The organism is Carbonicoccus niuqiaonis (assembly GCF_050157065.1).
Lineage (GTDB): Bacteria > Actinomycetota > Actinomycetes > Propionibacteriales > Propionibacteriaceae > Avipropionibacterium.
In genome coordinates, this window is record NZ_CP189573.1 from 2,054,916 (window position 1) to 2,076,838 (window position 21,923).

General features: G+C 68.1%; 23 protein-coding genes, 1 tRNA gene and 1 pseudogene. 19 read left to right on the forward strand and 6 right to left on the reverse strand.

The features are described from left to right. The first annotated feature begins 26 nt into the window (after window positions 1-26). The 4 genes and pseudogenes from ACQBAU_RS09340 to arc all read left to right on the forward strand — a co-directional run bounded on the left by ACQBAU_RS09340 (window position 27) and on the right by arc (window position 5,003). Window positions 27-752, forward strand: coding sequence for an HAD family hydrolase (locus ACQBAU_RS09340; RefSeq protein ID WP_434550490.1), 726 nt, complete (start codon window positions 27-29; stop codon window positions 750-752). Next, window positions 745-2,244, forward strand: a complete 1,500-nt coding sequence (locus ACQBAU_RS09345; protein ID WP_465256636.1) for an ABC transporter substrate-binding protein — start codon at window positions 745-747, stop codon at window positions 2,242-2,244. The genes ACQBAU_RS09340 and ACQBAU_RS09345 overlap by 8 nt, the downstream gene beginning before the upstream one ends. A gap of 86 nt (window positions 2,245-2,330) precedes the next feature. After that, a pseudogene (locus ACQBAU_RS09350) lies at window positions 2,331-3,233 on the forward strand (tRNA (adenine-N1)-methyltransferase); the annotation flags it as partial. A gap of 30 nt (window positions 3,234-3,263) precedes the next feature. Further along, complete coding sequence (gene arc, locus ACQBAU_RS09355) at window positions 3,264-5,003, forward strand: proteasome ATPase (RefSeq protein WP_434550488.1); 1,740 nt, start codon at window positions 3,264-3,266, stop codon at window positions 5,001-5,003. A 40-nt stretch (window positions 5,004-5,043) separates the two neighbouring features. Here arc and ACQBAU_RS09360 read toward each other — a convergent pair whose 3' ends face one another. After that, window positions 5,044-5,619 (reverse strand): TetR/AcrR family transcriptional regulator, encoded by a 576-nt coding sequence (locus ACQBAU_RS09360; protein WP_434550487.1) that lies wholly within the window; start codon window positions 5,617-5,619, stop codon window positions 5,044-5,046. 63 nt (window positions 5,620-5,682) lie between these two features. Between ACQBAU_RS09360 and ACQBAU_RS09365 the strand changes: the two genes are divergently transcribed. Next, a complete protein-coding gene (locus ACQBAU_RS09365; RefSeq protein WP_465256637.1) occupies window positions 5,683-6,198 on the forward strand; it encodes a YqeB family protein in 516 nt (171 codons plus the stop codon). 13 nt (window positions 6,199-6,211) lie between these two features. Here ACQBAU_RS09365 and ACQBAU_RS09370 read toward each other — a convergent pair whose 3' ends face one another. Continuing rightward, window positions 6,212-6,613 carry a DUF3054 domain-containing protein gene (locus ACQBAU_RS09370; protein ID WP_434550485.1) on the reverse strand — a complete coding sequence of 134 codons (402 nt, stop codon included), beginning with the start codon at window positions 6,611-6,613 and terminating at the stop codon, window positions 6,212-6,214. Between the two features lie 36 nt (window positions 6,614-6,649). Between ACQBAU_RS09370 and dop the strand changes: the two genes are divergently transcribed. The 8 genes from dop (at window position 6,650) to der (ending at window position 14,170) form a co-directional block, all read left to right on the forward strand. Beyond that, complete coding sequence (gene dop, locus ACQBAU_RS09375) at window positions 6,650-8,221, forward strand: depupylase/deamidase Dop (protein ID WP_434550484.1); 1,572 nt, start codon at window positions 6,650-6,652, stop codon at window positions 8,219-8,221. 10 nt (window positions 8,222-8,231) lie between these two features. After that, window positions 8,232-8,420: a ubiquitin-like protein Pup gene (locus tag ACQBAU_RS09380; RefSeq protein ID WP_434550483.1), complete on the forward strand. Its 189-nt coding sequence runs from the start codon at window positions 8,232-8,234 to the stop codon at window positions 8,418-8,420. Then, complete coding sequence (gene prcB / locus ACQBAU_RS09385; protein WP_434550482.1) at window positions 8,420-9,250, forward strand: proteasome subunit beta; 831 nt, start codon at window positions 8,420-8,422, stop codon at window positions 9,248-9,250. The genes ACQBAU_RS09380 and prcB overlap by 1 nt, the downstream gene beginning before the upstream one ends. Before the next feature lie 37 nt (window positions 9,251-9,287). Next, window positions 9,288-10,121, forward strand: a complete 834-nt coding sequence (prcA, locus tag ACQBAU_RS09390) for a proteasome subunit alpha (protein ID WP_465256638.1) — start codon at window positions 9,288-9,290, stop codon at window positions 10,119-10,121. Then, on the forward strand, window positions 10,114-11,169 hold the full coding sequence (locus ACQBAU_RS09395) for a prephenate dehydrogenase (protein ID WP_465256639.1): 1,056 nt from the start codon (window positions 10,114-10,116) through the stop codon (window positions 11,167-11,169). Before prcA ends, ACQBAU_RS09395 begins: the two co-directional genes overlap by 8 nt. A 120-nt stretch (window positions 11,170-11,289) precedes the next feature. Beyond that, window positions 11,290-11,997 (forward strand): (d)CMP kinase, encoded by a 708-nt coding sequence (gene cmk / locus ACQBAU_RS09400; RefSeq protein WP_465256653.1) that lies wholly within the window; start codon window positions 11,290-11,292, stop codon window positions 11,995-11,997. After that, complete coding sequence (locus tag ACQBAU_RS09405; RefSeq protein WP_465256640.1) at window positions 11,994-12,746, forward strand: lysophospholipid acyltransferase family protein; 753 nt, start codon at window positions 11,994-11,996, stop codon at window positions 12,744-12,746. The genes cmk and ACQBAU_RS09405 overlap by 4 nt, the downstream gene beginning before the upstream one ends. Window positions 12,747-12,775: 29 nt before the next feature. Continuing rightward, window positions 12,776-14,170 (forward strand): ribosome biogenesis GTPase Der, encoded by a 1,395-nt coding sequence (gene der / locus ACQBAU_RS09410; RefSeq protein WP_434550478.1) that lies wholly within the window; start codon window positions 12,776-12,778, stop codon window positions 14,168-14,170. A gap of 135 nt (window positions 14,171-14,305) precedes the next feature. Here the strand turns inward: der and ACQBAU_RS09415 are convergent, their stop codons facing one another. Next, complete coding sequence (locus ACQBAU_RS09415) at window positions 14,306-15,250, reverse strand: carbohydrate ABC transporter permease (RefSeq protein WP_434550477.1); 945 nt, start codon at window positions 15,248-15,250, stop codon at window positions 14,306-14,308. Further along, window positions 15,247-16,152, reverse strand: coding sequence for a carbohydrate ABC transporter permease (locus ACQBAU_RS09420; protein WP_434550476.1), 906 nt, complete (start codon window positions 16,150-16,152; stop codon window positions 15,247-15,249). The genes ACQBAU_RS09415 and ACQBAU_RS09420 overlap by 4 nt, the downstream gene beginning before the upstream one ends. A 408-nt stretch (window positions 16,153-16,560) precedes the next feature. Between ACQBAU_RS09420 and ACQBAU_RS09425 the strand changes: the two genes are divergently transcribed. The 3 genes from ACQBAU_RS09425 to ACQBAU_RS09435 all read left to right on the forward strand — a co-directional run bounded on the left by ACQBAU_RS09425 (window position 16,561) and on the right by ACQBAU_RS09435 (window position 19,244). Then, window positions 16,561-16,634, forward strand: a tRNA-Pro gene (locus ACQBAU_RS09425). 514 nt (window positions 16,635-17,148) lie between these two features. Next, entirely contained in the window at window positions 17,149-18,021 is an 873-nt protein-coding gene (locus ACQBAU_RS09430) for a hypothetical protein (protein ID WP_434550475.1), read from the forward strand. Window positions 18,022-18,051: 30 nt separating this feature from the next. Continuing rightward, a protein-coding gene (locus ACQBAU_RS09435; protein WP_465256641.1) for an IS3 family transposase occupies window positions 18,052-19,244 on the forward strand; the annotation gives its coding sequence in 2 pieces (ribosomal slippage) (window positions 18,052-18,336 and window positions 18,339-19,244; 1,191 coding nt in all). A gap of 59 nt (window positions 19,245-19,303) precedes the next feature. Here the strand turns inward: ACQBAU_RS09435 and ACQBAU_RS09440 are convergent. Together ACQBAU_RS09440 and ACQBAU_RS09445 are read right to left on the reverse strand one after the other, a co-directional pair. Next, window positions 19,304-20,239 (reverse strand): helix-turn-helix domain-containing protein, encoded by a 936-nt coding sequence (locus ACQBAU_RS09440; protein WP_434551335.1) that lies wholly within the window; start codon window positions 20,237-20,239, stop codon window positions 19,304-19,306. Window positions 20,240-20,363: 124 nt separating this feature from the next. Beyond that, complete coding sequence (locus ACQBAU_RS09445; protein ID WP_465256642.1) at window positions 20,364-20,948, reverse strand: hypothetical protein; 585 nt, start codon at window positions 20,946-20,948, stop codon at window positions 20,364-20,366. 263 nt (window positions 20,949-21,211) lie between these two features. Between ACQBAU_RS09445 and ACQBAU_RS09450 the strand changes: the two genes are divergently transcribed. From ACQBAU_RS09450 to ACQBAU_RS09460, 3 genes are read left to right on the forward strand one after another with little or no spacing between them, the layout of a single operon-like run. Beyond that, complete coding sequence (locus ACQBAU_RS09450; protein ID WP_434551333.1) at window positions 21,212-21,346, forward strand: hypothetical protein; 135 nt, start codon at window positions 21,212-21,214, stop codon at window positions 21,344-21,346. After that, a complete protein-coding gene (locus ACQBAU_RS09455) occupies window positions 21,339-21,659 on the forward strand; it encodes a hypothetical protein (RefSeq protein ID WP_434551332.1) in 321 nt (106 codons plus the stop codon). Before ACQBAU_RS09450 ends, ACQBAU_RS09455 begins: the two co-directional genes overlap by 8 nt. Continuing rightward, window positions 21,646-21,921, forward strand: a complete 276-nt coding sequence (locus ACQBAU_RS09460; RefSeq protein ID WP_434551331.1) for a metal-sensitive transcriptional regulator — start codon at window positions 21,646-21,648, stop codon at window positions 21,919-21,921. The genes ACQBAU_RS09455 and ACQBAU_RS09460 overlap by 14 nt, the downstream gene beginning before the upstream one ends. Window positions 21,922-21,923: the final 2 nt, after the last annotated feature.

The window sequence follows — 21,923 nt, forward strand, 5'->3', positions numbered from 1 at the left end:
ACCACCGGAAGAGAACCCTGACACCCATGCCAGCCGAGTTGATCACCGAAGCCGTACAGTCCGACGAGCACCGCGGGCTGCAGGCCGTGCTGTGGGACTTCGACGGCACCCTCGCCGACTCCGAACAGTTGTGGATGGCCGCCGAGTACGAGCTGATCCCCAGCCTGGGCGGGGAGTGGAACGACGAGCACGCGCACGCCCTGGTCGGCAACTCACTGCTCACCTCGGCGGCCTACATCGTCAACGTGATCGGGCGGGACGACATCGAGCCGGCCTGGATCGTCGACCAGCTGACCGCCCGGGTCACCCAGCAACTGCTGACCGGTGACATCCCGTGGCGGCCCGGGGCGCTGGAGCTGCTGGCCCATCTGGCCGACGAACAGATCCCGTGTGCGTTGGTCTCCGCGTCGTACCGCAGCATGTTGGACGCCGTGCTGTCGCGGTTGCCCGAGAGCAGCTTCGCCACCGTCGTGGCCGGGGACGAGGTGACGCACGGCAAGCCGCACCCGGAGCCGTACCTGACCGCGGCCGCCACCCTCGACGTCGACCCGGCGCGCTGTGTCGTGCTGGAGGACTCGCCACCGGGAGCCGCCTCGGGCAATGCGGCCGGCGCGATCGTGCTGGGCATCCGCAACGTCGTCGAGCTCCCCACCGCGCCACTGCGCCATCTCACCGACACCCTGGTCGGGGTCGACGCCGCCCAGCTGGACCGACTGGTCACCGCCGACTTCCCACCCACGGTTGATGTCTGAGCGGCGCCGCGTCACCTGGCAGGCCCTGGTCGGGGCCCTGTTGATCATGGTGCTCACGGCCTGCGAGACCGGTAGGCCGCCGGTCCCGCCGCCGTCGGCGACCGAGGTCCCGCGGGCGTTCACCGTCGGCACCACCGACGCGATCACCGCGACCGACCCGGCCGCGATCACCGACGCGGCGTCGTCGACCGTTGCCTACAACGTGTTCCAGCGGTTGACGACGGTGGCCCCCGATTCGCAGGCAGCCAAGGTGGATGCCGCCCGTGAGTGCAAGTTCGATGCGCCGACGGTGTACGTGTGCACCCTGCTGGAGGGGCTGGTGTTCCACAATGGGCACGCGCTGACCAGCTCCGACGTGCAGTTCAGCATCGAGCGGGCACTTCGGCTCGACGTTGCCGGGACGTCGACCTCGCTGCTGTCGTCACTGCGGCGGATCGAGACCCCCGACCCGTTGACCGTCCGGTTCATCCTGAGCCGGGTCGACACCCAGTTCGTGTGGGGCCTGGCCTCCCCGGCGGCGTCCATCGTCGATGAGGAGCTGTACGACCCGGATGCGATCCGGCCCGTGGGGGAGTCGATCATCGGCTCCGGCCCGTTCCGGGTCAGCTTCCACGACCCGGAGCAACTGCAGTTGGCCCGAAACCCCACCTACAAGGGACGTTCGGGCGCCGGCGTCGACGGGTTGGTGCTGCGGCACTTCGCCACCTCGGCCGAGCTCGAGAGCGCGATGCTCGAGCACGACGTCGACGTGGTCTGGCGCGGCCTGGGGGCCGCGGCCGTGACCCGGCTGCAACGCCAGGTCGAGGCCAGCGACCAGGACCTCACCGAAACCGGGTTCGCGCAGGTGGTGCTGCCGGGTGCCCGGGTGCACCAGCTGATGTGGCGCCCCGAGAGCCCCAACCGCCAGAACGAGGCGTTGCGCAAAGTGGTCGCCTTCGCGTTGCAGGAGGACCGCATCTCCGAGTCCTTGCTGCCCGACGGCATCCCGGGACGGGTGCCGACGTTCCCCGTCGGCGTCACCGGCGCGACCCCGTCCCCGTCACCGCAGCGGATCCAGCTCTCCCTGGCGTACGACCCGACCGCCCCCGACGCCGCCGACCGGGCCAACCAGTTGCGCAGTCGGCTGGAGAACACCGGCCTCTCGGTCCGGCTGGTGCAGGCCACCCCGGCCCGGACCGCCGAGGCCGACCTGCTGCTGCTGGACCGCAAGGCGTGGACGTCGGCCGCGATCGCCTGGCTGCAGCCCTACCTGGACGACCCGGTCCAGCCCGGACCCGTCACCACCGAGCTCAACAAGGTCCGCTCCTCGGCCGACCCGGCCGTCGTCGACCCGGCGCTGGCCGCGATCCAGGAGTACGCCGCCGAAGACCTGGTCGTGCTGCCGATGACGCAGACCGACGAGGTCGTGTTCGTCGCCCAGGGCTGGCTGATGGACCCGACACTGCTCGCACCCGGCCACCAACTCGCCCTGTGGGGGTTGCGACGCGCATGACCACCGATGACCACGACACCGATGACCATGACACCGGGCCCGATCAGGCCCACGACCAACCACCCGAGCTGTCCGGGGTGCGTCGCGGACCGTTCACCGAAGGCGAGCGGATCACGCTGACCGACTCCAAGGGCCGCCGGCACTCGGTGGTGCTGAAGGCCGGCGCGAACTTCCACACCACCAAGGGCGGGGTCCCGCACGACGACCTGATCGGCCGCCCGGAGGGCGTCGTCGTCACCAGCGTGGGCGGCCTGCCGTTCCTCGCGATGCGGCCCTTGCTGGCCGAGTTCACCGTGACGATGCCGCGGGGGGCGGCGGTGGTCTACCCCAAGGACGCCGCGCAGATCCTGGTCGGCGCCGACATCTTCCCCGGGGCCCGGGTGATCGAGGCCGGCCTGGGGTCGGGCGCGTTGGCGATGTCGCTGTTGCGGGCGATCGGGCCGAGCGGGGTGCTGCACTCGTACGAGCGGCGTCCCGAGTTCGCCGAGATCGCGGTGCGTAACGTCCGCAACTTCCTCGGCGGCGACCATCCCGGCTGGCAGGTCCACCACGGCGACCTCGCCGTCGACATCACCGACGACCCGGTCGACCGGGTGATCCTCGACATGCTGGCCCCGTGGGAATGCGTCGACGCCATCGCCCGGGTGCTCGAGCCCGGCGGCGTGGTGTGCACGTACGTGGCCACCACCACCCAGTTGGGCCGGATGGTCGAGACGTTGCGGACCCACACCGGCTTCACCGAGCCGGAGGCCGAGGAGCACATGGTCCGCGGCTGGCACGCCCAGGGGCTGGCGATCCGCCCCAACCACGCCGGCATCGGCCACACCGGGTTCTTGGTGACCGCCCGCCGACTGGCTCCCGGTACCGTCGCGCCGCGGCGCAAGCGGCGGCCGGCGCCCGGGGCGTACGGCCCGGACTACGTGGGTCCGCGACCACCCGATGCCGGCCCGCCGGTCGAGACCCCGGACGCCCCCGTGCGAGGCGAGTAGGGTCGAAGGGTAGGCAGAACGGGAGGTTCGGTGACCGACTTCGAGGACGTGTCCGAGGACGCGGAGCTGCGTGCGCGCGTGGCGGCGCTGTCCCGGGAGCTGGCCGACCTGCGGGTGGCCCAGTCGGCCCATCCCAAGGAGTTGCAGCAGCTGGAGCGACGGCTCGCCGACGCCCGCCGCGAGGTCGGTGTCAGTGCCGCCCGGGTCGACCGGCTGAACACCGTGCTGGCCGAGGCCCGCGAGACCATCGTGACGTTGCGGGACGAGGCCGACCGACTCGCCCTGCCGCCGGTCACCTTCGGCACCGTGGTGGGCCGGATCGACGACCAGACCGTCGACGTCTACACCGGTGGCCGCAAGGTCCGGGTTTCGCTCAGCAGCCAGGTTGCCCAGGATGACCTGCAGCCGGGCCGCGAGGTGATCGTCAACGAGTCACTGAACGTGGTCGCCGTCCTCGGGCAGGACCGGGTCGGCGAGGTCTGCCACCTCAAGGAGGTGCTGCCCGACGGGGAACGAGCCGTGGTCAGCACCCACGGCGACGAGGACCTGATCGTCCGACTGGCGACACCACTGACCGCCGATCGGCTGCGCTCTGGCGACTCCCTGCTGGTCGACCGGCGGGTGCACTTCGCGTACGAGCGGGTGCCGAAGCTCGACGTCGAGGACCTGGTGCTGGAGGAGGTGCCCGACATCGGCTACGAGTCGATCGGCGGGCTGAGCGGTCAACTCGAGGCGATCCGCGATGCGGTCGAGCTGCCGTTCCTGTACCCCGACGTCTTCGCCGAGCACCGGCTGCGGCCGCCGAAGGGGATCCTGCTGTACGGCCCGCCCGGCTGCGGCAAGACCATGATCGCCAAGGCGGTCGCCAACTCGCTGGCCCGCAAGGTGACCGACCGGACCGGGGAGGAGGGGCGCTCCTTCTTCATCAACATCAAGGGCCCCGAGCTGCTCAACAAGTACGTCGGCGAGACCGAACGCCACATCCGACTCGTCTTCCAGAAGGCGCGGGACAAGGCGATCGACGGGGTCCCGGTGATCGTCTTCTTCGACGAGATGGACTCCCTGTTCAAGACCCGCGGTTCGGGGGTGTCATCGGACGTCGAGAACACGATCGTGCCGCAGCTGCTGAGCGAGATCGACGGTGTCGAGGGCCTGCACAACGTGATCATCATCGGCGCCTCCAACCGGGAGGACATGATCGACCCGGCGATCCTGCGACCGGGCCGGCTCGACGTCAAGATCAAGATCGAACGGCCCGACGCGGAGTCCGCGCGCGACATCTTCGCCAAGTACCTCACCCCCGACCTGCCGCTGCACGAGGCCGACCTGGCCGAGTTCGACGGCCACCGGGAGCGGTGCGTACGGGCCATGATTGACTCCACGGTGGAGCGGATGTACTCCACCGGTGAGGAGAACCGGTTCCTCGAGGTGACCTACGCCGGTGGTGACAAGGAGGTCCTGTACTTCAAGGACTTCAACTCCGGTGCCATGATCGGCAACATCGTCGATCGGGCCAAGAAGATGGCGATCAAGGACTTCCTCACCGCTCAGCAGCGTGGCATCCGGGTCGACCACCTGTTGCAATCCTGCGTGGACGAGTTCGCTGAGAACGAGGACCTGCCCAACACCACCAACCCTGACGACTGGGCCAAGATCTCGGGCAAGAAGGGGGAGCGGATCGTGTTCATCCGCACCCTGGTCTCGTCCAAGACCTCCGGTGCGGCGTCCCGCTCGATCGAGACGGTGTCCAACACCGGCCAGTACCTCTGAGGGCCACTCGGACCTCTGAGGCCTACCCGGGTCGTACGGCTCAGACGCCGAGCGCCTTGCCCACGGTCCGGGTGAGCTGCTGCGAGACCTCGCTGGTCGGTGTCCCTTGCATCGTCGCCAGGTGGGCGCCGAACAGCAGCACCCAGAAGGTGGTCTCGAGCCAGGCCGGGTCGCCGGCCGGATCGAGGGTGCCGTCGGCCAGCCCGCGACCGATCACTGACTCGAGGCCCTGACCACTCCCGTCGACGTCCGGATCGACCGTCGTCCAGCTGTCGGGGTCGACCATCGCGTTGTCGGCGAAGATCAGCCCCAGCACCGGCCCCAGGGCGTAGAACTCCTGGGCCAGCCGCTGCAGGGCGGCCAGCCCGGTGCCGTCAGTGGGTCGAGCCGACGTGGCGGCGCGGCCGAATCGGGCCCGGCACTCACGGTCGATGGCCCCGAGTAGGGCGGTCCGGTTGGCGAACTGCCGGTGCAGCGTCGACCGGCTCAGGTCGGCAGCCGAGGCGATCTCGCCCAGGGTGGCATCCGGCCGCACGGCGAGCACCTCGATCGCGGTGTCGACGAGGAGGGCACGGGTCCGGCGACTCGTGGCCGACTCCGGTTCCGATCGGGGCATGCGCAGAGCATAGTCGGTACATCGTGGTAGCAAAATAGGACACTGGTGTGTCACACTGAAGGCATGACGGGAGTCGAGGACCGCAGGAAGGACCACACCGTGGACGCGGCAGACCAGCCACCGGCGCAGTTCCGGGTGTCCGAGGCCGTTCGGGCCGGCATCGTCGTGGTCACGACCGTGCTCGGGACAGGCCTCGGCGTCGCCGCCCCGGTGGTGCTGCGATGGGCGAGCCAACTCGACTGGCTGCCGTTCCAGGGGCCACGCGAGCTGCTCGCCGGCCTGGCCGGCTGGGCCGGCTCGTGGATCCTGGTCGCGCTCGGTCTGGTCACCGGCCTGGTGGCCGGGCTGCTGATCGTCGGCTCACTGACCACCGTGACCGTGACCGCCCGCGACCTCGTGTTCACCACCGGCGACAAGGTGGAGCGGTACGCCCGCGCACAGGTGACCGAGGTGGTGCTCGACGGCAAGCACCTTGTGCTGCGCGACGAGCGGGACGCCGACCTGGTCCGCCACGACCTGGACGTGGAACCCCCGCCCGTACTCGACGCCATCCGGGAACGGCGCTGGCCGGTCCGTTGACCCGTACGTCAGCTCACGACCGGACTCGTCGCACCACGAGGGCGACCAGCCGCCAGCCGAGCAAAAACACCGCGAGCGTGATCGTGGCGACGACGATGAAGGGGACGGCGGCGGTGTCACCGGCGGCGATCCGCAGCATCATCCCGGCCGGGACGGTCAGCAGCCAGATGACCACGCCGGTCGGCCACAGCCGTGCCGGGTGTCGCCACGCCCGGGTGAAGACGTGGCCGACGAAGCACCCGATCAGAAACGGCCAGGCGGTGACCAACACTCCGAGCGGGGTCAGGTCGGCCGCGTGGCTCGCCCGACCGATCACCGCGAAGACGACCACCAGCACGTAGTCGATCACCAGGGGGACGGGTGACCCGGTGGTCGTGGCGGGCGTGGTCGACGGCTCGTCGGTCGTGGTGGTCACGGGCCCAGCGTAGGCGGCGACACTAGGCTGGCCCGGGTGACGGCAGCACCGGACCGCGTGATGGGGATCGAGACCGAGTACGGGATCAGCGTGGAGCGACGCCCCGGGGACGACCCGATCCATCCGATGCACCTCAGCAACATCGTGGTCCGGGGCTACGCCGACGCCACGCAACGCGGTCGGGCCGGCTGGGACTACGCCACCGAGTCACCCCTGCAGGACGTCCGGGGAGTCCGGATCCCGCGGGCCACCGCCCATCCGGACCTGCTCACCGACGCCGACACCGGGATGGCGAACGTCGTGCTGACCAACGGGGCCCGCTTCTATGTCGACCACGCCCACCCGGAGTACTCCGGCCCCGAGGTCACCACGGCGCGCGATGCGGTGGTCTGGGACCGGGCCGGTGACCTGATCATGGTCGACGCGGCACGCCGGGCGACCGAGCTGTTGGGCCGGGCGGTGCGGGTCCACAAGAACAACACCGACGGGAAGGGATCCTCGTACGGCACCCACGAGAACTACCTGCTGGACCGCGACACCCCGTTCAGCCGCGTGGTCACCCAGTTCACCGGCTTCCTGGTGTCACGGCAGCCGGTGATCGGCGCGGGTCGGATCGGCCTGGGACAGGCGAGCGAGCAGGCGGGCTTCCAGATCTCGCAGCGGGCCGACTTCTTCGAAGCCCCGGTCGGCCTGGAGACCACCATGAACCGGCCGATCATCAACACCCGCGACGAGCCGCACAGTGACCCGCGCCGGTACCGACGGCTGCACGTGATCACCGGCGACGCCACCCAGGCCGAATGGTCCACCTGGTTGAAGGTCGGTACGGCTTCGCTGACACTTCGTGCGTTGGCGGCCGGGCACCTGGCCGACGTCCCGCAGCTGGCCGACCCGGTGCCGGCGATGCAGCAGGTCAGCCACGACCCGACCTGCCGGGCCCTGGTCCGGACCGAGCACGGCGACCGGGTGACCGCGGTCGAGCTGCAGCGCGCCTACCTGGCCGGCTGCCGCACCTTCGTCGCGGCGGGGGAGTTCGGCAGCGAGCGGCAGTACGCGGAGGCCGGCAAGTTGCTCGACGCCTGGCAGGACGTGCTCGACACCCTTGAGCGTGACCCGCTCGAACTGCGGGACCGGTTGGAGTGGGTGGCGAAGTGGTCGCTGCTGCAGTCGTACGTCGACCGTGACGGGCTGCCGTGGTCGGCCCCGAAGCTCGCCCTGATCGACCTCCAGTTCTGTGACCTCGACCCGGAGCGGGGGCTGTACGCGGCGCTGGAACGTCGCGGCCGGATCCGTCGGCTCGTCGACCCCGCGGAGGTGGCCGCCGCGGTGACGAGACCGCCGGACGACACCCGGGCCCACTTCCGGGGCCGGGTGATGGACAAGTTCGGTGAGTCCGTCGTCGCGGCCAGCTGGGACACGCTGATCCTCGACGTCCCCGGCCGGCGCACCCTGCAACGGCTGGAGTTGGTCGACCCGTTCGTCGGCGACCGGGCCTCGACCGCCGCGCTGGTCGACGACGCCGACTCGGTGACCGCCCTGGTGGCGGCCTGGTCCGGACTGGGTGGTCCGGATGGCGGCCACAGCTCGGCCGCCGGACCACGCGGTTAGGCTGGGAACCATGTCAGAGCAGAGCCAGCCGAACCGGCGACCGGACGAGCCGGAACCCGAGCCCGCACCGCTGCCGCAGTCCGGCGGTGGACAGCGTCGCGACGAGGACATCGATTCCCTGCTCGACGACATCGACGACGTGCTCGAGGTCAACGCCGAGGAGTTCGTGCGATCGTTCGTGCAGAAGGGCGGCCAGTGATGCCGGCCGACGCCATGCTGCCCCCGGCGTTCCTGCGGTCGGGATCGTCATCGTTCAGTGAGTTCCTGGCCGACGTACGACCCGACCTCACCCCGGCCGCCAAGGTCGGCGCCGAGACCGCCGGCCAGCTCGCCCCGCACGGCACCACGATCGTGGCGGCGACCTTCGACGGCGGTGTCGTGATGGCCGGTGACCGGCGCGCGACGATGGGCAACATGATCGCCCAGCGCGACATCCAGAAGGTGTACCCGGCCGACGAGTACTCGCTGGTCGGCATCGCCGGTGCGGCGGGCATCGCGGTCGAGATGGTGCGGCTGTTCCGGGTCGAGCTCGAACACTACGAGAAGATCGAGGGTGCGCCGCTGTCGTTGGACGGCAAGGCCAACCGGTTGGCCGCGATGATCAGGCAGAACCTGCCGATGGCGATGCAGGGGTTGGCGGTGCTGCCGCTGTTCGCGGGCTGGGACCCGTCCACCGGGCAGGGCAGGATCATCTCCTACGACGCGACCGGGGGCCGGTACGAGGAGACCTCGTTCCACTCGGTGGGCTCGGGGTCGGTGTTCGCCCGCGGCGCGTTGAAGAAGTTGTACCGTCCGCAGTTCGACGCCGAGCAGGCCGCGATGGCGGTTGTCCAGTCGCTGTACGACGCGGCTGACGACGACTCCGCGACCGGCGGTCCCGACCTGACCCGTCACATCTACCCGGTGGTGATGGTGGTGGACGAGAACGGCGTTGACCAGTTCGACGAGGCCGAGGTGTCATCGATGATGGACCGGCTGATCGCGGGTCGGATGGTCCGGCCCGACGGTCCGGCGGCGGAGCTGTCGTGATCATGGAACCGTCCGTGCGAGAGGGAACGAGCCCGCGATGAGCATGATGTACGTTGCGCCCGAGCAACAGATGAAGGATCGGGCCGACTTCGCCCGCAAGGGCATCGCCCGGGGTCGGTCGGTCGTCGTGCTGCGCTACGCCGACGGCATCTGCTTCGTCGCCGAGAACCGGTCCCAGGCGCTGCACAAGGTGAGCGAGATCTACGACCGGATCGGGTTCGCCGCGGTCGGTCGGTACAACGAGTTCGAGAACCTGCGGATCGCCGGCATCCGGCACGCCGACCTACGCGGGTACAGCTACGACCGGGCCGACGTCACCGGCCGCGGCCTGGCCAATGCGTACGCCCAACTGCTCGGCACCATCTTCTCCAGCGGCGGCGAGAAGCCGTACGAGGTGGAGATCTTCGTCGCCGAGGTCGGCGTGACCGCCGAACACGACCAGATCTACCGGCTGACCTATGACGGCTCGGTGGGCGACGAGGCACGGTTCGCCGTGATGGGTGGGCAGGCCGAGGCCATCACCACCACGATCGCCGAGGGCTACCGTGACGGGTTGAGCCTGGCCGAGGCCGTGGCGCTGGCCGTACGGGCACTGGCCGGCTCCCGCGGCGGCGCGGGCGACCTGGCCGTCGACGACCTGGAGGTGGCGGTGCTCGACCGGCTCCGGCCGCAGGCGCGCAAGTTCCGCCGGATCACCGCGACCGAGTTGGGCGGGATGACCGGTGTCGGCAGTTCGGCGGCCGACAGCACGGCTGCAACCGCCGACGAGTCCGGTGACGTCGACGCTGCCGCGTCCGAGACTTCGGCCGACGACACCCCTGCCGACACGGATGCCACCGACAGCACGGATGCCCCTGACGCCGATGCCTGACGGGTCGATCCTGGTCATCGGTGTCGGTTTGGTCGGTGCGTCGATCGCCCTGGCCGCCACCGGCGCCGGGTGGACCGTCCACCTCAGCGACCGGACCTCCAGCCACGTCCGGGTCGCGGCCGGGCTGGGTGCCGGAACCGTCGAGCGTCCCGAGCCGACTGACGTCGGGCTGGTCGTGGTCGCCGTACCGCCCGATGCCTGTGCCGACGTGGTGCGCGAGGCGCTGGCCGACCACCCCACCGCGACCGTCACCGATGTCGCGTCGGTGAAGGCGGCGATCGCCGAGGCGGTGGCCGATGCGCCCGGCGCCGAACGGTACGTCGGCTCCCATCCGATGGCCGGGTCGCACCGGTCCGGGCCGGCGGCCGCGAACGCCGAACTGTTCGTCGACCGGACCTGGGTCGTCACCCCGCACCACGCCAGTGCCCCGGAACGGGTGGAGCAGGTGGTCGCGCTCGCCAAGGCCTGTGGCGCGATGGTGCAGTTGATGGACCCGACCGAACACGACGCCGCAGTCGCCGCGGTCTCGCACCTGCCGCACCTGGCCGCGGTGCTGGTCGCCGGTCAGCTGGTCGACGTACCGGCCGAGCACCTGCAGCTGTCGGGCCAGGGGTTGCGCGACGTCACGCGCATCGCCGGCGGTGACCCGGCACTGTGGACCCAGATCCTCACCGCCAACGCCGACGCGCTGCGGCCGCGGCTGCACGCCCTGCGCGGCGGACTGGACGAACTGATCTCCAGCCTGGACGACCGGTCCGAGTTGACCGGCGCGCTGCGTGCCGGCAACGACGGGACGAGTCGTATCCCGGGCAAGCACGGCCAGCGCGCCGTCGACTGGGCGCAGGTCGTCATCGAGATCCCCGACGCGCCGGGTGCCCTGGCCCGACTGTTCGCCGAGGTGGACGCGGCCGGCATCAACGTCGAGGACGTCGAGATCGAGCACGACCAGGTCCGTGAGGTCGGCTTCCTGGCGCTGTCGGTGGTGCCGGACCAGGCTGCCGGCCTGCGTGATCACCTGGTGGCCGCCGGCTGGGACCTGCGTGCCTGAGTGCCGTCGCCGGCAGGCCATCGAACGGTCGGCCGGGGTTCAGCCATTGTTCGCCGTCCACCGTCGTGGCGGTCTCGGAGGCGTCACGGCCGAACCGATAGCCTGTTGATCGTGTCGAGCATGCCCCAGGACAGCCGGACCGTGATCGCGATCGACGGTCCCAGCGGATCGGGGAAGTCGAGCACCTCCAAGGGGGTGGCCTCCCGGCTCGGGCTGGCCTATCTCGACACCGGGGCGATGTACCGCGCCGCGGCATGGCTGGTCCGCGAACGGGGTACCGATCCGCAGGACCGGGCCGCGGTGGCCGAACTGGTGGACGGGGCGGAGTTGGCCATCTCGACCTCACCGACGCAGCCGCAGATCCGGATCGAGGGCCACGACGTCACCGAGGCGATCCGGGACCCCGAGATCTCGGCGACGGTCAGCAACGTCGCGACCAACCAGGACGTCCGTCGCTCGTTGATCGCCCGACAGCGCGCCATCATCGCGGCCTCGCCCACCGGCATCGTCGTCGAGGGTCGTGACATCACCACGGTGGTCGCCCCGGACGCCGACCTCCGGATCCTGCTGGTCGCCGACCCGCAGGCCCGGGTCACCCGGCGGCACGCCGAGCTGGGGGACCGGGTCGACGAGGCGGCGGTGACCGACCAGGTGCTGCGCCGGGATCGGGACGACTCGACCGTGGCCGCGTTCACCGAGGCCGCCGAGGGCGTCACCGTCGTCGACTCGACCCACCTCGACCTGCCCCAGGTCATCGCCACGATCTGTCGGCTCGCCACCGAAGGCCCCACCAGCACCGCCGAGCCCACGACCCAGGAGCAGCCGTGAGCCTGCAGGAGTCCGAGCAGCAACCCGTCACGACCAAGCGTTCCCCGGCCCTCCGTGTGCCCGACCATCCTGATCTGGCCGACCTGCCGCCACTGCCGCATGCGGCCCTGCGTCGGTTCAAGGGGCCGGTGTGGCGGCTGATGCGGACCTGGTGGGACGTCCAGGTCCATGATCAACACTTGGTGCCGGCCACGGGCCCGGTCATCCTGGCCGCGAACCACATCGCCATGCTGGACGGGCCGTTGATCGTGCTGGCCAGCCCGCGGCCGACGTACGCACTGGCCAAGCAGGAGCTCTTCCGCGGGGTCGTCGGGCGGGTGCTGGAGGCCGCCGGCCAGATCTCGGTGACGCGTGGCACCGCCGACAAGGGAGCCGTCCGGCAGAGCCTGCAGGTGTTGTTGCAGGGAAACATCTTGGGCGTGTTCCCGGAAGGGCATCGCGGCAGTGGGGCATTCGACGTCGCCCACGGCGGTGCCGCCTATCTCGCGATGATCACCGGCGCCCCGATCGTGCCGGTCGCCATGTTGGGCACCCGGCAGCCCGACCAGACACCGCGCCAGGTGCCCGGCCGGGGGAAGTCGATGCACGTGGTGTTCGGTGAGCCGATCCCGATGACCCGGATGGCCTGGCCGCGCCGCCAGCACGAGGTGGCCACGTTGACCGAAGACCTCCGCGCGAAGCTGGCAACCCACGTCCGGGCAGCAGAACTGCGTACCGGACTCCGGCTCCCCGGGCTGCCGAGGGCCTGAGTCTCGTACCGGCCGACTAGAGTTGGCCGGTGATGAATGACACGACCCCGGCCGCGACATCCGCGGCCGCCGACCCAGCTGCGGACTCCGGTCCGACCCGTGCCGCCGGCCGCCCGATCGTGGCGGTGGTCGGACGACCCAACGTGGGCAAGTCGACGCTGGTGAACCGGATCATCGGTCGCCGGGAGGCGGTCGTACAGGACGTGCCCGGCGTGACCCGGGACCGAGTGTCCTACGACGCCGAGTGGATCGGCCGTGAGTTCGTCCTGGTCGACACCGGTGGTTGGGCGCCGTCGGCCCAAGGGCTGGCCGGTCAGATCGCCGAACAGGCCGAGATCGCCATCATGGCCGCCGACGTGGTGCTGTTCGTGGTGGACGCCACGGTCGGCACGACCGACGTCGACGAGGCCGTGGTGAAGGTGCTGCGACGGGCGAAGCGGCCGGTGGTACTGGCCGCCAACAAGGTCGACGACTCCCGTACCGAGGCCGAGGCCGCCACCATGTGGAACCTCGGGCTGGGGGAGCCGTACCCGGTGTCGGCGCTGCACGGTCGTGGCACCGGTGACCTGTTGGACGTCGTGGTGGCGGCGCTGCCGCCGGCCGAGGAGGTCGTCGAGGAGGAGTCCGGACCGCATCGCGTCGCCGTGGTCGGCAAGCCCAACGTCGGCAAGTCGAGCCTGCTGAACCAGCTCGCCGGGGAGAAGCGGGTGGTGGTCGACGACGCCTCGGGCACCACGGTCGACCCGGTCGACGAGTTGGTGCAGATCCGCGACGAGACGTACGTACTGATCGACACCGCCGGCATCCGGAAGCGGGTGAAGGAGGCCTCAGGTCACGAGTACTACGCCTCGCTGCGCACCCACGCCGCGATCGAGCGTGCCGAGGTGTGCGTCGTGGTGATCGACTCGTCCGAGCCGGTCACCGAACAGGACCTCCGCATCCTCAGCATGGTGGAGGATGCCGGCCGGGCGCTGGTGATCGCGTACAACAAGTGGGACCTGACCGACGACGAGCGGCGCTACTACCTCGACCGCGAGATCGAACGCGACCTGGTGCAGTTCGGCTGGGCCGGACGGGTCAACATCTCCGCCCTCACCGGGCGCCACGTCGACAAGATCGGGGTCGCCGTCGAGGCCGCCCTGGAGGGGTGGACCACCCGGATCTCCACCGGCAAGCTGAACGCGTTCCTGGGCCGGATCGTGGCCGCCCATCCGCACCCGGTACGCGGCGGCAAGCAGCCCCGGATCCTGTTCGGCACCCAGCCCCAGTCGGGACCGCCACGGTTCATCCTGTTCACCACGGGGATGCTGGAGCCCGGGTACGTCCGGTTCGTGGAGCGTCGACTGCGCGAGGACTTCGGGTTCCACGCCAGCCCGATCCACATCGAGGTCCGGCCACGGGCGGCCCGCGGCGGACGTCGCTGACCGTACGCCCCTTGGGCTTTGTCGGCAGGACATGAATCGGGGCCGGTGGCTCTCACCACCGACCCCGACCCCTGACGAAGCAGTTCGTCCCCGTTGACGCCGACTGCCGGCCAGTCCAACCTCCTCCAAGCTTGCTCAGGCCTTGACGGCCCCTGCGGTGATGCCGGACTGCACCTGACGCTGGAAGACCGTGTAGACGATCAGCACCGGCACCATGGCGATGACCATACCGGCGAACAGCGCGCCCCAGTCGGCCCGGTAGCCCTGGTCGACCGACAGCTTGGCGACACCGAGCCCCAGCACGTACTTGTCCTTGTCGGTGATCAGCACCAGCGGCAGGATGTACTGGCTCCACATGCTCATGAAGTTGAAGATGCCGACGCTGATCAGGCCTGGCTTGGCCAGCGGCAACATGATGCGGAAGAACGTCCCCCAGTACGAGCACCCGTCCACCCGGGCGGCCTCCATCAGCTCATCGGGGATGGAGCGGAAGAAGGCGGTCAGGAAGAACATCGAGAACGGCAGGCCGAACGCGATGTAGACGATCGTCAGACCGATCCGGGAGTTGAACAGGCCGAGGTTCTGCATGATGAAGAACAGCGGCACCAGCGCCAGCACGACCGGGAAGGTGAACGACCCGACGATCAGGCCGAACACCAGGCCGCGGCCCGGGAACCGGAACTTCGCCAACGCGAACGCGGCCAGTGAGGCGAGCAGCAACGTCGCGATCAACGAGACACCGACGATCAGGATGGTGTTGACGAAGAAGTCACCGAACTGCGCGGTGTTCCACGCCCTGACGTAGTTCTCGAACTGCGGCACGGCGGGCAGCGCCCACGGGTCGCCCATGATCTCGCCGCTGGTCTTGAACGAGTTCATCAGCGCCCAGATCATCGGCACCAGGACCACCAGGGCCCAGAAGATCAAGAACCCGTGGGCGATGATCGTGCTCACCCAGCCCATGACCTTGCTGGCCGTGGTCTGGCTGCCGACGGGGCCACTGTCGCCCCCGCGACGCCGGCGTGGCTTGTTGGCGGTGGCGAGTTCCTTGGTCGCGGTCTCCATGCTGGTGGTGGTCATGCGCCCTTCTCCGTTGCGAATGCCCGGGCGAGCAGTGCGATCGCGATCGACATGATCGCGAGTACGACACCGATCGCGGAGGCGTAGCCGTAGTTGCTGGCCACGAAGGCCTGGTCGTACAGGAAGTAGCCGAGCACGGTGGTGGCACCGTCAGGGCCGCCGGGGCCGATCGTCATGATCTGCACCAGGGCGAAGCCGTCGAGGGCGCCGATCAGCGCGTAGATGAGGCAGAGCACGATGGCCTCACGGATGCCCGGCAAGGTGATGTGGAAGAACTGCTTCGACTTCGAGGCGCCGTCGATGATGGCCGCCTCGTACAGCTCCCGCGGGACGCCGGCCATCGCGGCCGACAGGATGATCAGGTAGAAGCCGACGCCACCCCAGATCATCACGACGCCGACGGCCGCGAGGGCGGTCTCCGGGTCGTTCAGCCAGATCCGCTCGGGCAGTCCCAGGAAGCGGACGATGCTGGTCAGGATGCCGTTGACCGGGTTGAACACCGACTGCCACAGCACGGCGGTGATCGCCACCGACATGACCTGTGGGAAGAAGTAGATCACCCGGTAGAACCCGGTGCCCCGGGCGCCGCCGATGAAGCCGATCCGGCGCGACGAGGACCCGAAGTTGAGCATCGAGGCGAAGAACAGCGCCAGTCCGATCGTGATGATCGGAACGAAGGCCGCCAGCTTGAAGGTGTTGAGTGCGGCCGAGTAGAACCGCTCGTCCTGGAAGAGCCTGATGTACTGGTCCAGCCCGATGAAGTTCTTCTGGGCGGTGAAGCCCTCCCAGTCGGTGAACGAGTACCAGACCGCCTGCGCATACGGCGACAGGACGAAGATGATGAACAGCCCCATCGGCACCAACAGCGCCAGGTAGACGAAGAGGTACTTCTCCAGCTTCATACGATTCCTCGCGTCGTGTGGCCGGACACCCCTTGTTCGGCCACGTCAAACCCGCCATATTGCGGTCCGGGGTCGGTTGGGTGTACGTCCGTCGTGCCCGGCGCTGGGGCCTCCACCCGTGGCACCGTGGAGCTGTCCTTGCCCCGCCAACTGATCCAGACCATGTTGTGATTCATGCCTGCGTCGACGGAGTCTGCCCGCGACCGGAGTCAGTAGAACACAAGTTCCGGTGACTGTAAAGCATGCTTCGGTGGTCGTGATCGCGTCGTGTTTTGGCCGTCCCAGCAGTGCCCCGGAGGCACCTCGGGAGGGTGCTGCAGGCTGCTGTGACGGGAGCCGTGCGACAGGACCGGTCCGGACGTAGTAACATGTGTCGCCGGGCGCCCGATGGGCGCTCGATGTATGCCACGGGCTGTGGCGCAGCTTGGTAGCGCACCTGACTGGGGGTCAGGGGGTCGCAGGTTCAAATCCTGTCAGCCCGACGTAAGAGCCCAGGTGAGAGTAGGTTTCTCGCCTGGGCTTCGTCATGTCCGGGGGTCGTTTTCCGTGGTCCCCCTCTGGTCCCCCCGGCGCTCTCGCCGGTGGTCGCCTGTGGACGAACAGGGGGCCTTCGACCCCTGTCCTGTGGATAAGGGGACCAAAAGGGGACCAGAAGCCTTCTGGGGCGAGAGCACGCGATCTGCTCCGTGTCATGTTGGTGCGATCCGTCCACCCGGCGCCTGATGGAGGGCTCTCTGCGAGAAGCTCGCCCGAGTGCGAGCAACTGCGGCAGAGTGGAACCGTGACCGCTGATGACGCGCATGCCGAGCTTCGGGCCGTGTGGGGCCGGTTGGAGCGCCGACTGCGAGGTCGTCGTGACAACTCCAACATGGACTTCGGAGACGACACCTTCCACGTCGAGTTCGGCGACAAAGCCAATCGCGTAGCGAGCTTGGGACGATACCTCGACTCCGCAATCGAGTTGTCAGAAAGGCATCTCTACGTCCAGCATTCACGGTGCTCCGAAGCGGTCTTGAACACGCAGCCTTCGACTGGTTGGTCTTCCTCGGCGACACGTATGTGGAGCGCATGCGTTCGGTCTCAGACGAGACGTGGGAAGACTGGCAACGGGAACGAGAGGCAGGCGCCGACTGGGCTGCCAACATCCACACCTGGACACGTACCAAGAAGGGTGACGTCACCATCCGATGGCGGGGATTACTCTCGACACCCGATGAGCACGGCGACCAGGAAAAGCTGAGCATCTACTACTTCCTGATCGATGAGTACGACGGTCTCCTGGGAAAGCCTGCTGACCAAGAGGATGATGGCTTCCTCACGAAGGACGAACTACGACGTCGCGCTAGTGAAAACGAAGCGCGCTGGTTCGTGTACCTCCGGTGGTCTGCGCTCGTAGAGAACCTCGAAGAGAACGGACTCATCGACGCTGCCGATTCGGGGCGGCTCAGCGTTCACTACAGGTTCCTATCCAGCTACGCGCACCCTGTTACGAACAGCGATCTACGGCTCTATGGCCGCAACCTCGACGGAGCGACTCCTCACTACGACTACTACGCGAGCGAGTTGGTACTGCTCTACGCCATCGCGATCGCTGCCCTTGAACTCCGCACCTACAGCCAAGGAGTCAAAGAACGTCTTGACGCCGAGATCGCCGACCACGAGGGAACCACCGACGACCTCCGTGCGGCAGATCAAGTTGCAGGGCACTTCTGGTTCCTAGGCGAAAACCCGCACCCGAGGGACCACCATGACGAGGCGAACAGACGGTCAATCCGTCAACTTCGAGAAGGTAGCGACGAGTCGATAGCAGTCCCGAAGACGGGAGAGGTGGGGACTGCTGCACGGATAGGTGACAACCGATCTGCCTAACCAAGTGGTTGGGCTGGAAGGATGTTCACCGTGTCCAAGCCCTACCCCCAGGAGTTCCGCGACGACGTGGTCCGTGTCGCGAGGAACCGTGAGCCCGGAGTCGAGCTCTCCCAGATCGCGAAGGACTTCGGCATCCACTTCACGACCTTGTATTCGTGGATGAGGAAGGCTGATGTCGAGGACGGCGTGAAGCCGGGCGTCACCGCGAATGAGAACGCCGAGTTGCGTGAGGCGAAGAAGCGGATCCGGCTCCTGGAGCAGGAGAACGAGGTTCTGCGCCGTGCGGCCGCTTACTTGTCGCAGGCGAATCTGCCGGGAAAATGATGTACCCGCTCGTCCGCGAGCTGGCCGGCGACGGGATCCCCGTCACGGTGACGTGCCGGGTGCTCAATCTTGCTCGGCAGCCGTACTACCGCTGGGTCACCCACCCGGTCACCAACACCGAACTCGAGCAGGCCTACCGCGCCAACGCGTTGTTCGACGCCCACCGCGACGACCCGGAGTTCGGCTACCGGTTCCTGCTCGATGAAGCCAAGGAGGCCGGCGTGGCGATGGCCGCGCGGACAGCGTGGCGGATCTGTTCGCAGAACAGCTGGTGGTCGGTGTTCGGCAAACCCACACGAGGCAAGACGAAGAAGCCCGGCCCGCCGGTCCACGACGACTTGTGCGCTGTGGTCGACAAGCACGGTGTGACCCGGCATGAGTTCCAGACTGAGGGTCCCAACGAGTTGTGGCTGACCGACATCACCGAGCACTGGACAGCCGAGGGCAAGCTCTACCTGTGCGCGATCAAGGACGTGTACTCCAATCGGATCGTGGGCTACTCCATCGACTCACGGATGAAGTCCCGGCTTGCCGTTGCCGCGCTCAGCAACGCGGTCGCCCGTCGTGGCGATGTGGCCGGGTGTGTGGTCCACAGCGACCGAGGAAGCCAGTTCCGGTCTCGGAAGTTCGTCCACGCCCTCAATCGCCACGACCTGGTCGGATCCATGGGCCGCGTCGGTGCGTGCGGTGACAACGCGGCCATGGAAAGTTTCTTCGCGCTGCTGCAGAAGAATGTCTTGGACCGCCGCGCGTGGGTGACTCGTGAGGAGCTGCGGATCGCGATCGTGCGCTGGATCGAGAGGACCTATCATCGACGCCGTCGACAGCCCTCCCTCCGACGGTTGACCCCCATCGAGTTCGAGACCATCATGACCACGCCAGCTACTCAGGCTGCGTGACCCAACCCGTCACCTGATCGTGCAGCAGTCCCCGGCTATCACCCGGACAGATGCGTCCTTCACCCGGCCGCTTGCGTGGACGTCACCCGATGCATCGTCCGGTAGTCGCTGGGAGTAAGGCCGACGCCGCGGCGAAACTGGCGAGCGGCGAAGTCAGGATCGCTCCAGCCCACCTCCTGAGCGATCGCCGCAACAGAGCGGGACGTCGTGCGTAGAAGATGCGCCATCCGCTCGGCTCGCTGCATGGTCAGGTAAGCGATCGGTGACTTCCCGTACGCCTCAACGAAGATGCGGTTGACCTGTGACTTCGACAGATGTACTTCATCTGCCAAGTCCGACACGGACCAACGCCGCGCCGGGTCCGTCCGTAAGAGTTCAGCGACCTTGCGCGCTTCTGTGCGCAACGGCGCAAACCGACGAACACGAGGTAGCGAGGGTATCGCGGTCGCGCGCTGCGTCGGGGATGTACGGATCGGTGAGGTCTTGATAAAGGGAGTCACGACATGAGCGATGCTGAACCACAATGCCTGCATTCGATTGAAGTTCTCCGCGAATTGGCCATCGATACTGAGAGCAACCAGCTCATCGAGATGCGGCATCAGCATACTCGCTCGATCTTCGCCGATATTAAGTACCTGCGCAGGCTCGGCATACATATTCTCGGCAAAGCACTGCGCGTCGAGGCGGTCCCGTAATATGCCGACGTGTTGCCAGAAAATCTGGTCGATCAAGTAGTCGGTATCGAGATAGACCGTCGTCACAGTTGCACGACCCTCGGGTTCACCCCCAAGCAGTGTGTTGGCCCCCAGGAGAATCACGTCCCCAAACTTGACCAACTTCTGTTTGAACTCGCTAAACAGGATGGCGCTTCCATCGCGAACGACGATGACCTGAACGCAGTCGTAGGCCAACGGCCCGACCGGCTGGACGATGATGCGGTTCCGGGCGAGGATGGGCGCGAAACCGCGGAGACTGCAGGACTCGTGTTGGTTCAACGCGGCGACCGATTCGGGCTCATCAACCGCATTCCTGGGATGGGATTCCTGACCACCTCTTTCGCGGGCACCAGACGGACCGCGCTGAGGACTGCGCGACGGGCGGGTCTCGACAATCCCGCGACTAATCGACCGGTTCGAGCCCAACGAACTTCATCCGGTCCTCGCCGTAGAAGCATGTCTGCAAGGTGAATGAACCGTCGAGGCCAAGTAGGTCATCGGTGGTCGCCCAGGTCTTTGGCGTGTGGCGGATATCAACCACTTCATACACTTGATCGCTGCCCTCGACCTGCACCCGTTGGCCTATCTCCCAGGGGAGCAGGACGTCGCCTTGACAGTTGTTGTGGGCTGCCCATACCGGTGGAACACCCTCCCGCTCGTAGGAACTCATCTCCGTGAACGTTCCGTCGCAGCCGTCTAGTTCGTGCACGCCACCCGCGGCGCCCAAGTCCACGGTGGGCAGGTCTCCGAACGCGTCCTCCCGCGCGGCATGGATGCTTCCCGTCACCGCCGTCTTCACCGTCCCGTACACATACTCGACCCGCTCCGGCGCGGCGAGAAGGCCTACCAGCACCGCCCCGCCAGCGAGGACGAGGACCGTCCCCGCCGCCGCGCTGAGGGTCCCATGCCAGCGCCGCGGCGGTTGCTTGCTCCGTCCGACTGTCTCCCGCATGCTCCGAACCCCGTTCCGCGCGTCGACCAAGCCCATGCTCGACTATCCATCATAGTTACTATCTAGCATAGTCGTATCATTCAGCCGGTCTTCGCCGGACGCCGTGAGGTAGCCGCCCCCCGACCGGCCCGTGACCTCTGCGGCCCGCGCGGCCCGAGAGGAGTGGGCTGCGCGAGGAGCGATCGGCGGGCGCTGCACAACCGAGCGGCGAGTCCGCTTGCCTCTGTCCCGGAGACCTCGTTCGCGACGCTGCGATGACAGAGTTGAGATCGAGATACCCCTGGGGGTATATTCGAGTCATGGGTGCGACCGAGATCAGGCGAGAGAACCCGGCCCGGGTGGTCGAGGAGAGCTCGGTGCTGATCCTGGGTTTTTGGGCCGACCACCCGCTCGACGGCGTTCCTGACAGTCGGAGGAGTTTCGCCTATGTCTGACCAACAGCTCACCTGCGCCCCGGCATGTCGCGCCGGCGTATGGGGGCGGCTGAGCCGTGGAGCCGTCGCCCTGATCGTCGGCGCGTTCGGTGCATCCATGCTGTCGACGGACCCGGTGATCGCGGTGGCCGCCGGCGTGATGGCCACCATCATCGCGGTCATGGCGGTCACGGGAACATGCCCGACGGACTGGCTCACCACTCGTCGGCAGTCTCAGACGCCGCAGCACCCACTCGACATCCCCGATGCCCGGCAGCACGTCGACCTGACGAGCGCCCCCGTCCCGAACAGGAGTTCTCATGTCCACGAGTGACCTCGACGCCCAGCGCCGCATCCTCAACCGGCTCCGCCGCGCCCGCGGCCAGCTCAACGCCGTCATTGACGCGGTCGAAGGCGGCGGGTCGTGCCGGGAGGTGGTGACCCAGCTCGCGGCGGTCTCCGCGGCGCTTGACCGTGCCGGGTTCGCGATCATCGCCACCGCGATGAAGGACTGCATCGCCAACCCCGACGGCACCAACCGTGCCGACGACATCACTACCGAGGAGCTGGAGAAGCTGTTCCTCACGCTCGCCTGAAC

Bases quoted from the DNA above. Each gene is read 5' to 3' on its own strand.
- ACQBAU_RS09340 (WP_434550490.1), top strand. From the start codon at position 27: ATGCCAGCCGAGTTGATCACCGAAGCCGTACAGTCCGACGAGCACCGC.
- ACQBAU_RS09345 (WP_465256636.1), top strand. From the start codon at position 745: ATGTCTGAGCGGCGCCGCGTCACCTGGCAGGCCCTGGTCGGGGCCCTG.
- ACQBAU_RS09360 (WP_434550487.1), bottom strand. From the start codon at position 5,619: ATGCCCCGATCGGAACCGGAGTCGGCCACGAGTCGCCGGACCCGTGCC.
- ACQBAU_RS09365 (WP_465256637.1), top strand. From the start codon at position 5,683: ATGACGGGAGTCGAGGACCGCAGGAAGGACCACACCGTGGACGCGGCA.
- ACQBAU_RS09380 (WP_434550483.1), top strand. From the start codon at position 8,232: ATGTCAGAGCAGAGCCAGCCGAACCGGCGACCGGACGAGCCGGAACCC.
- prcB (WP_434550482.1), top strand. From the start codon at position 8,420: ATGCCGGCCGACGCCATGCTGCCCCCGGCGTTCCTGCGGTCGGGATCG.
- prcA (WP_465256638.1), top strand. From the start codon at position 9,288: ATGAGCATGATGTACGTTGCGCCCGAGCAACAGATGAAGGATCGGGCC.
- ACQBAU_RS09395 (WP_465256639.1), top strand. From the start codon at position 10,114: ATGCCTGACGGGTCGATCCTGGTCATCGGTGTCGGTTTGGTCGGTGCG.
- cmk (WP_465256653.1), top strand. From the start codon at position 11,290: ATGCCCCAGGACAGCCGGACCGTGATCGCGATCGACGGTCCCAGCGGA.
- ACQBAU_RS09415 (WP_434550477.1), bottom strand. From the start codon at position 15,250: ATGACCACCACCAGCATGGAGACCGCGACCAAGGAACTCGCCACCGCC.
- ACQBAU_RS09420 (WP_434550476.1), bottom strand. From the start codon at position 16,152: ATGAAGCTGGAGAAGTACCTCTTCGTCTACCTGGCGCTGTTGGTGCCG.
- ACQBAU_RS09445 (WP_465256642.1), bottom strand. From the start codon at position 20,948: ATGGGCTTGGTCGACGCGCGGAACGGGGTTCGGAGCATGCGGGAGACA.
- ACQBAU_RS09450 (WP_434551333.1), top strand. From the start codon at position 21,212: ATGGGTGCGACCGAGATCAGGCGAGAGAACCCGGCCCGGGTGGTCGAG.
- ACQBAU_RS09455 (WP_434551332.1), top strand. From the start codon at position 21,339: ATGTCTGACCAACAGCTCACCTGCGCCCCGGCATGTCGCGCCGGCGTA.
- ACQBAU_RS09460 (WP_434551331.1), top strand. From the start codon at position 21,646: ATGTCCACGAGTGACCTCGACGCCCAGCGCCGCATCCTCAACCGGCTC.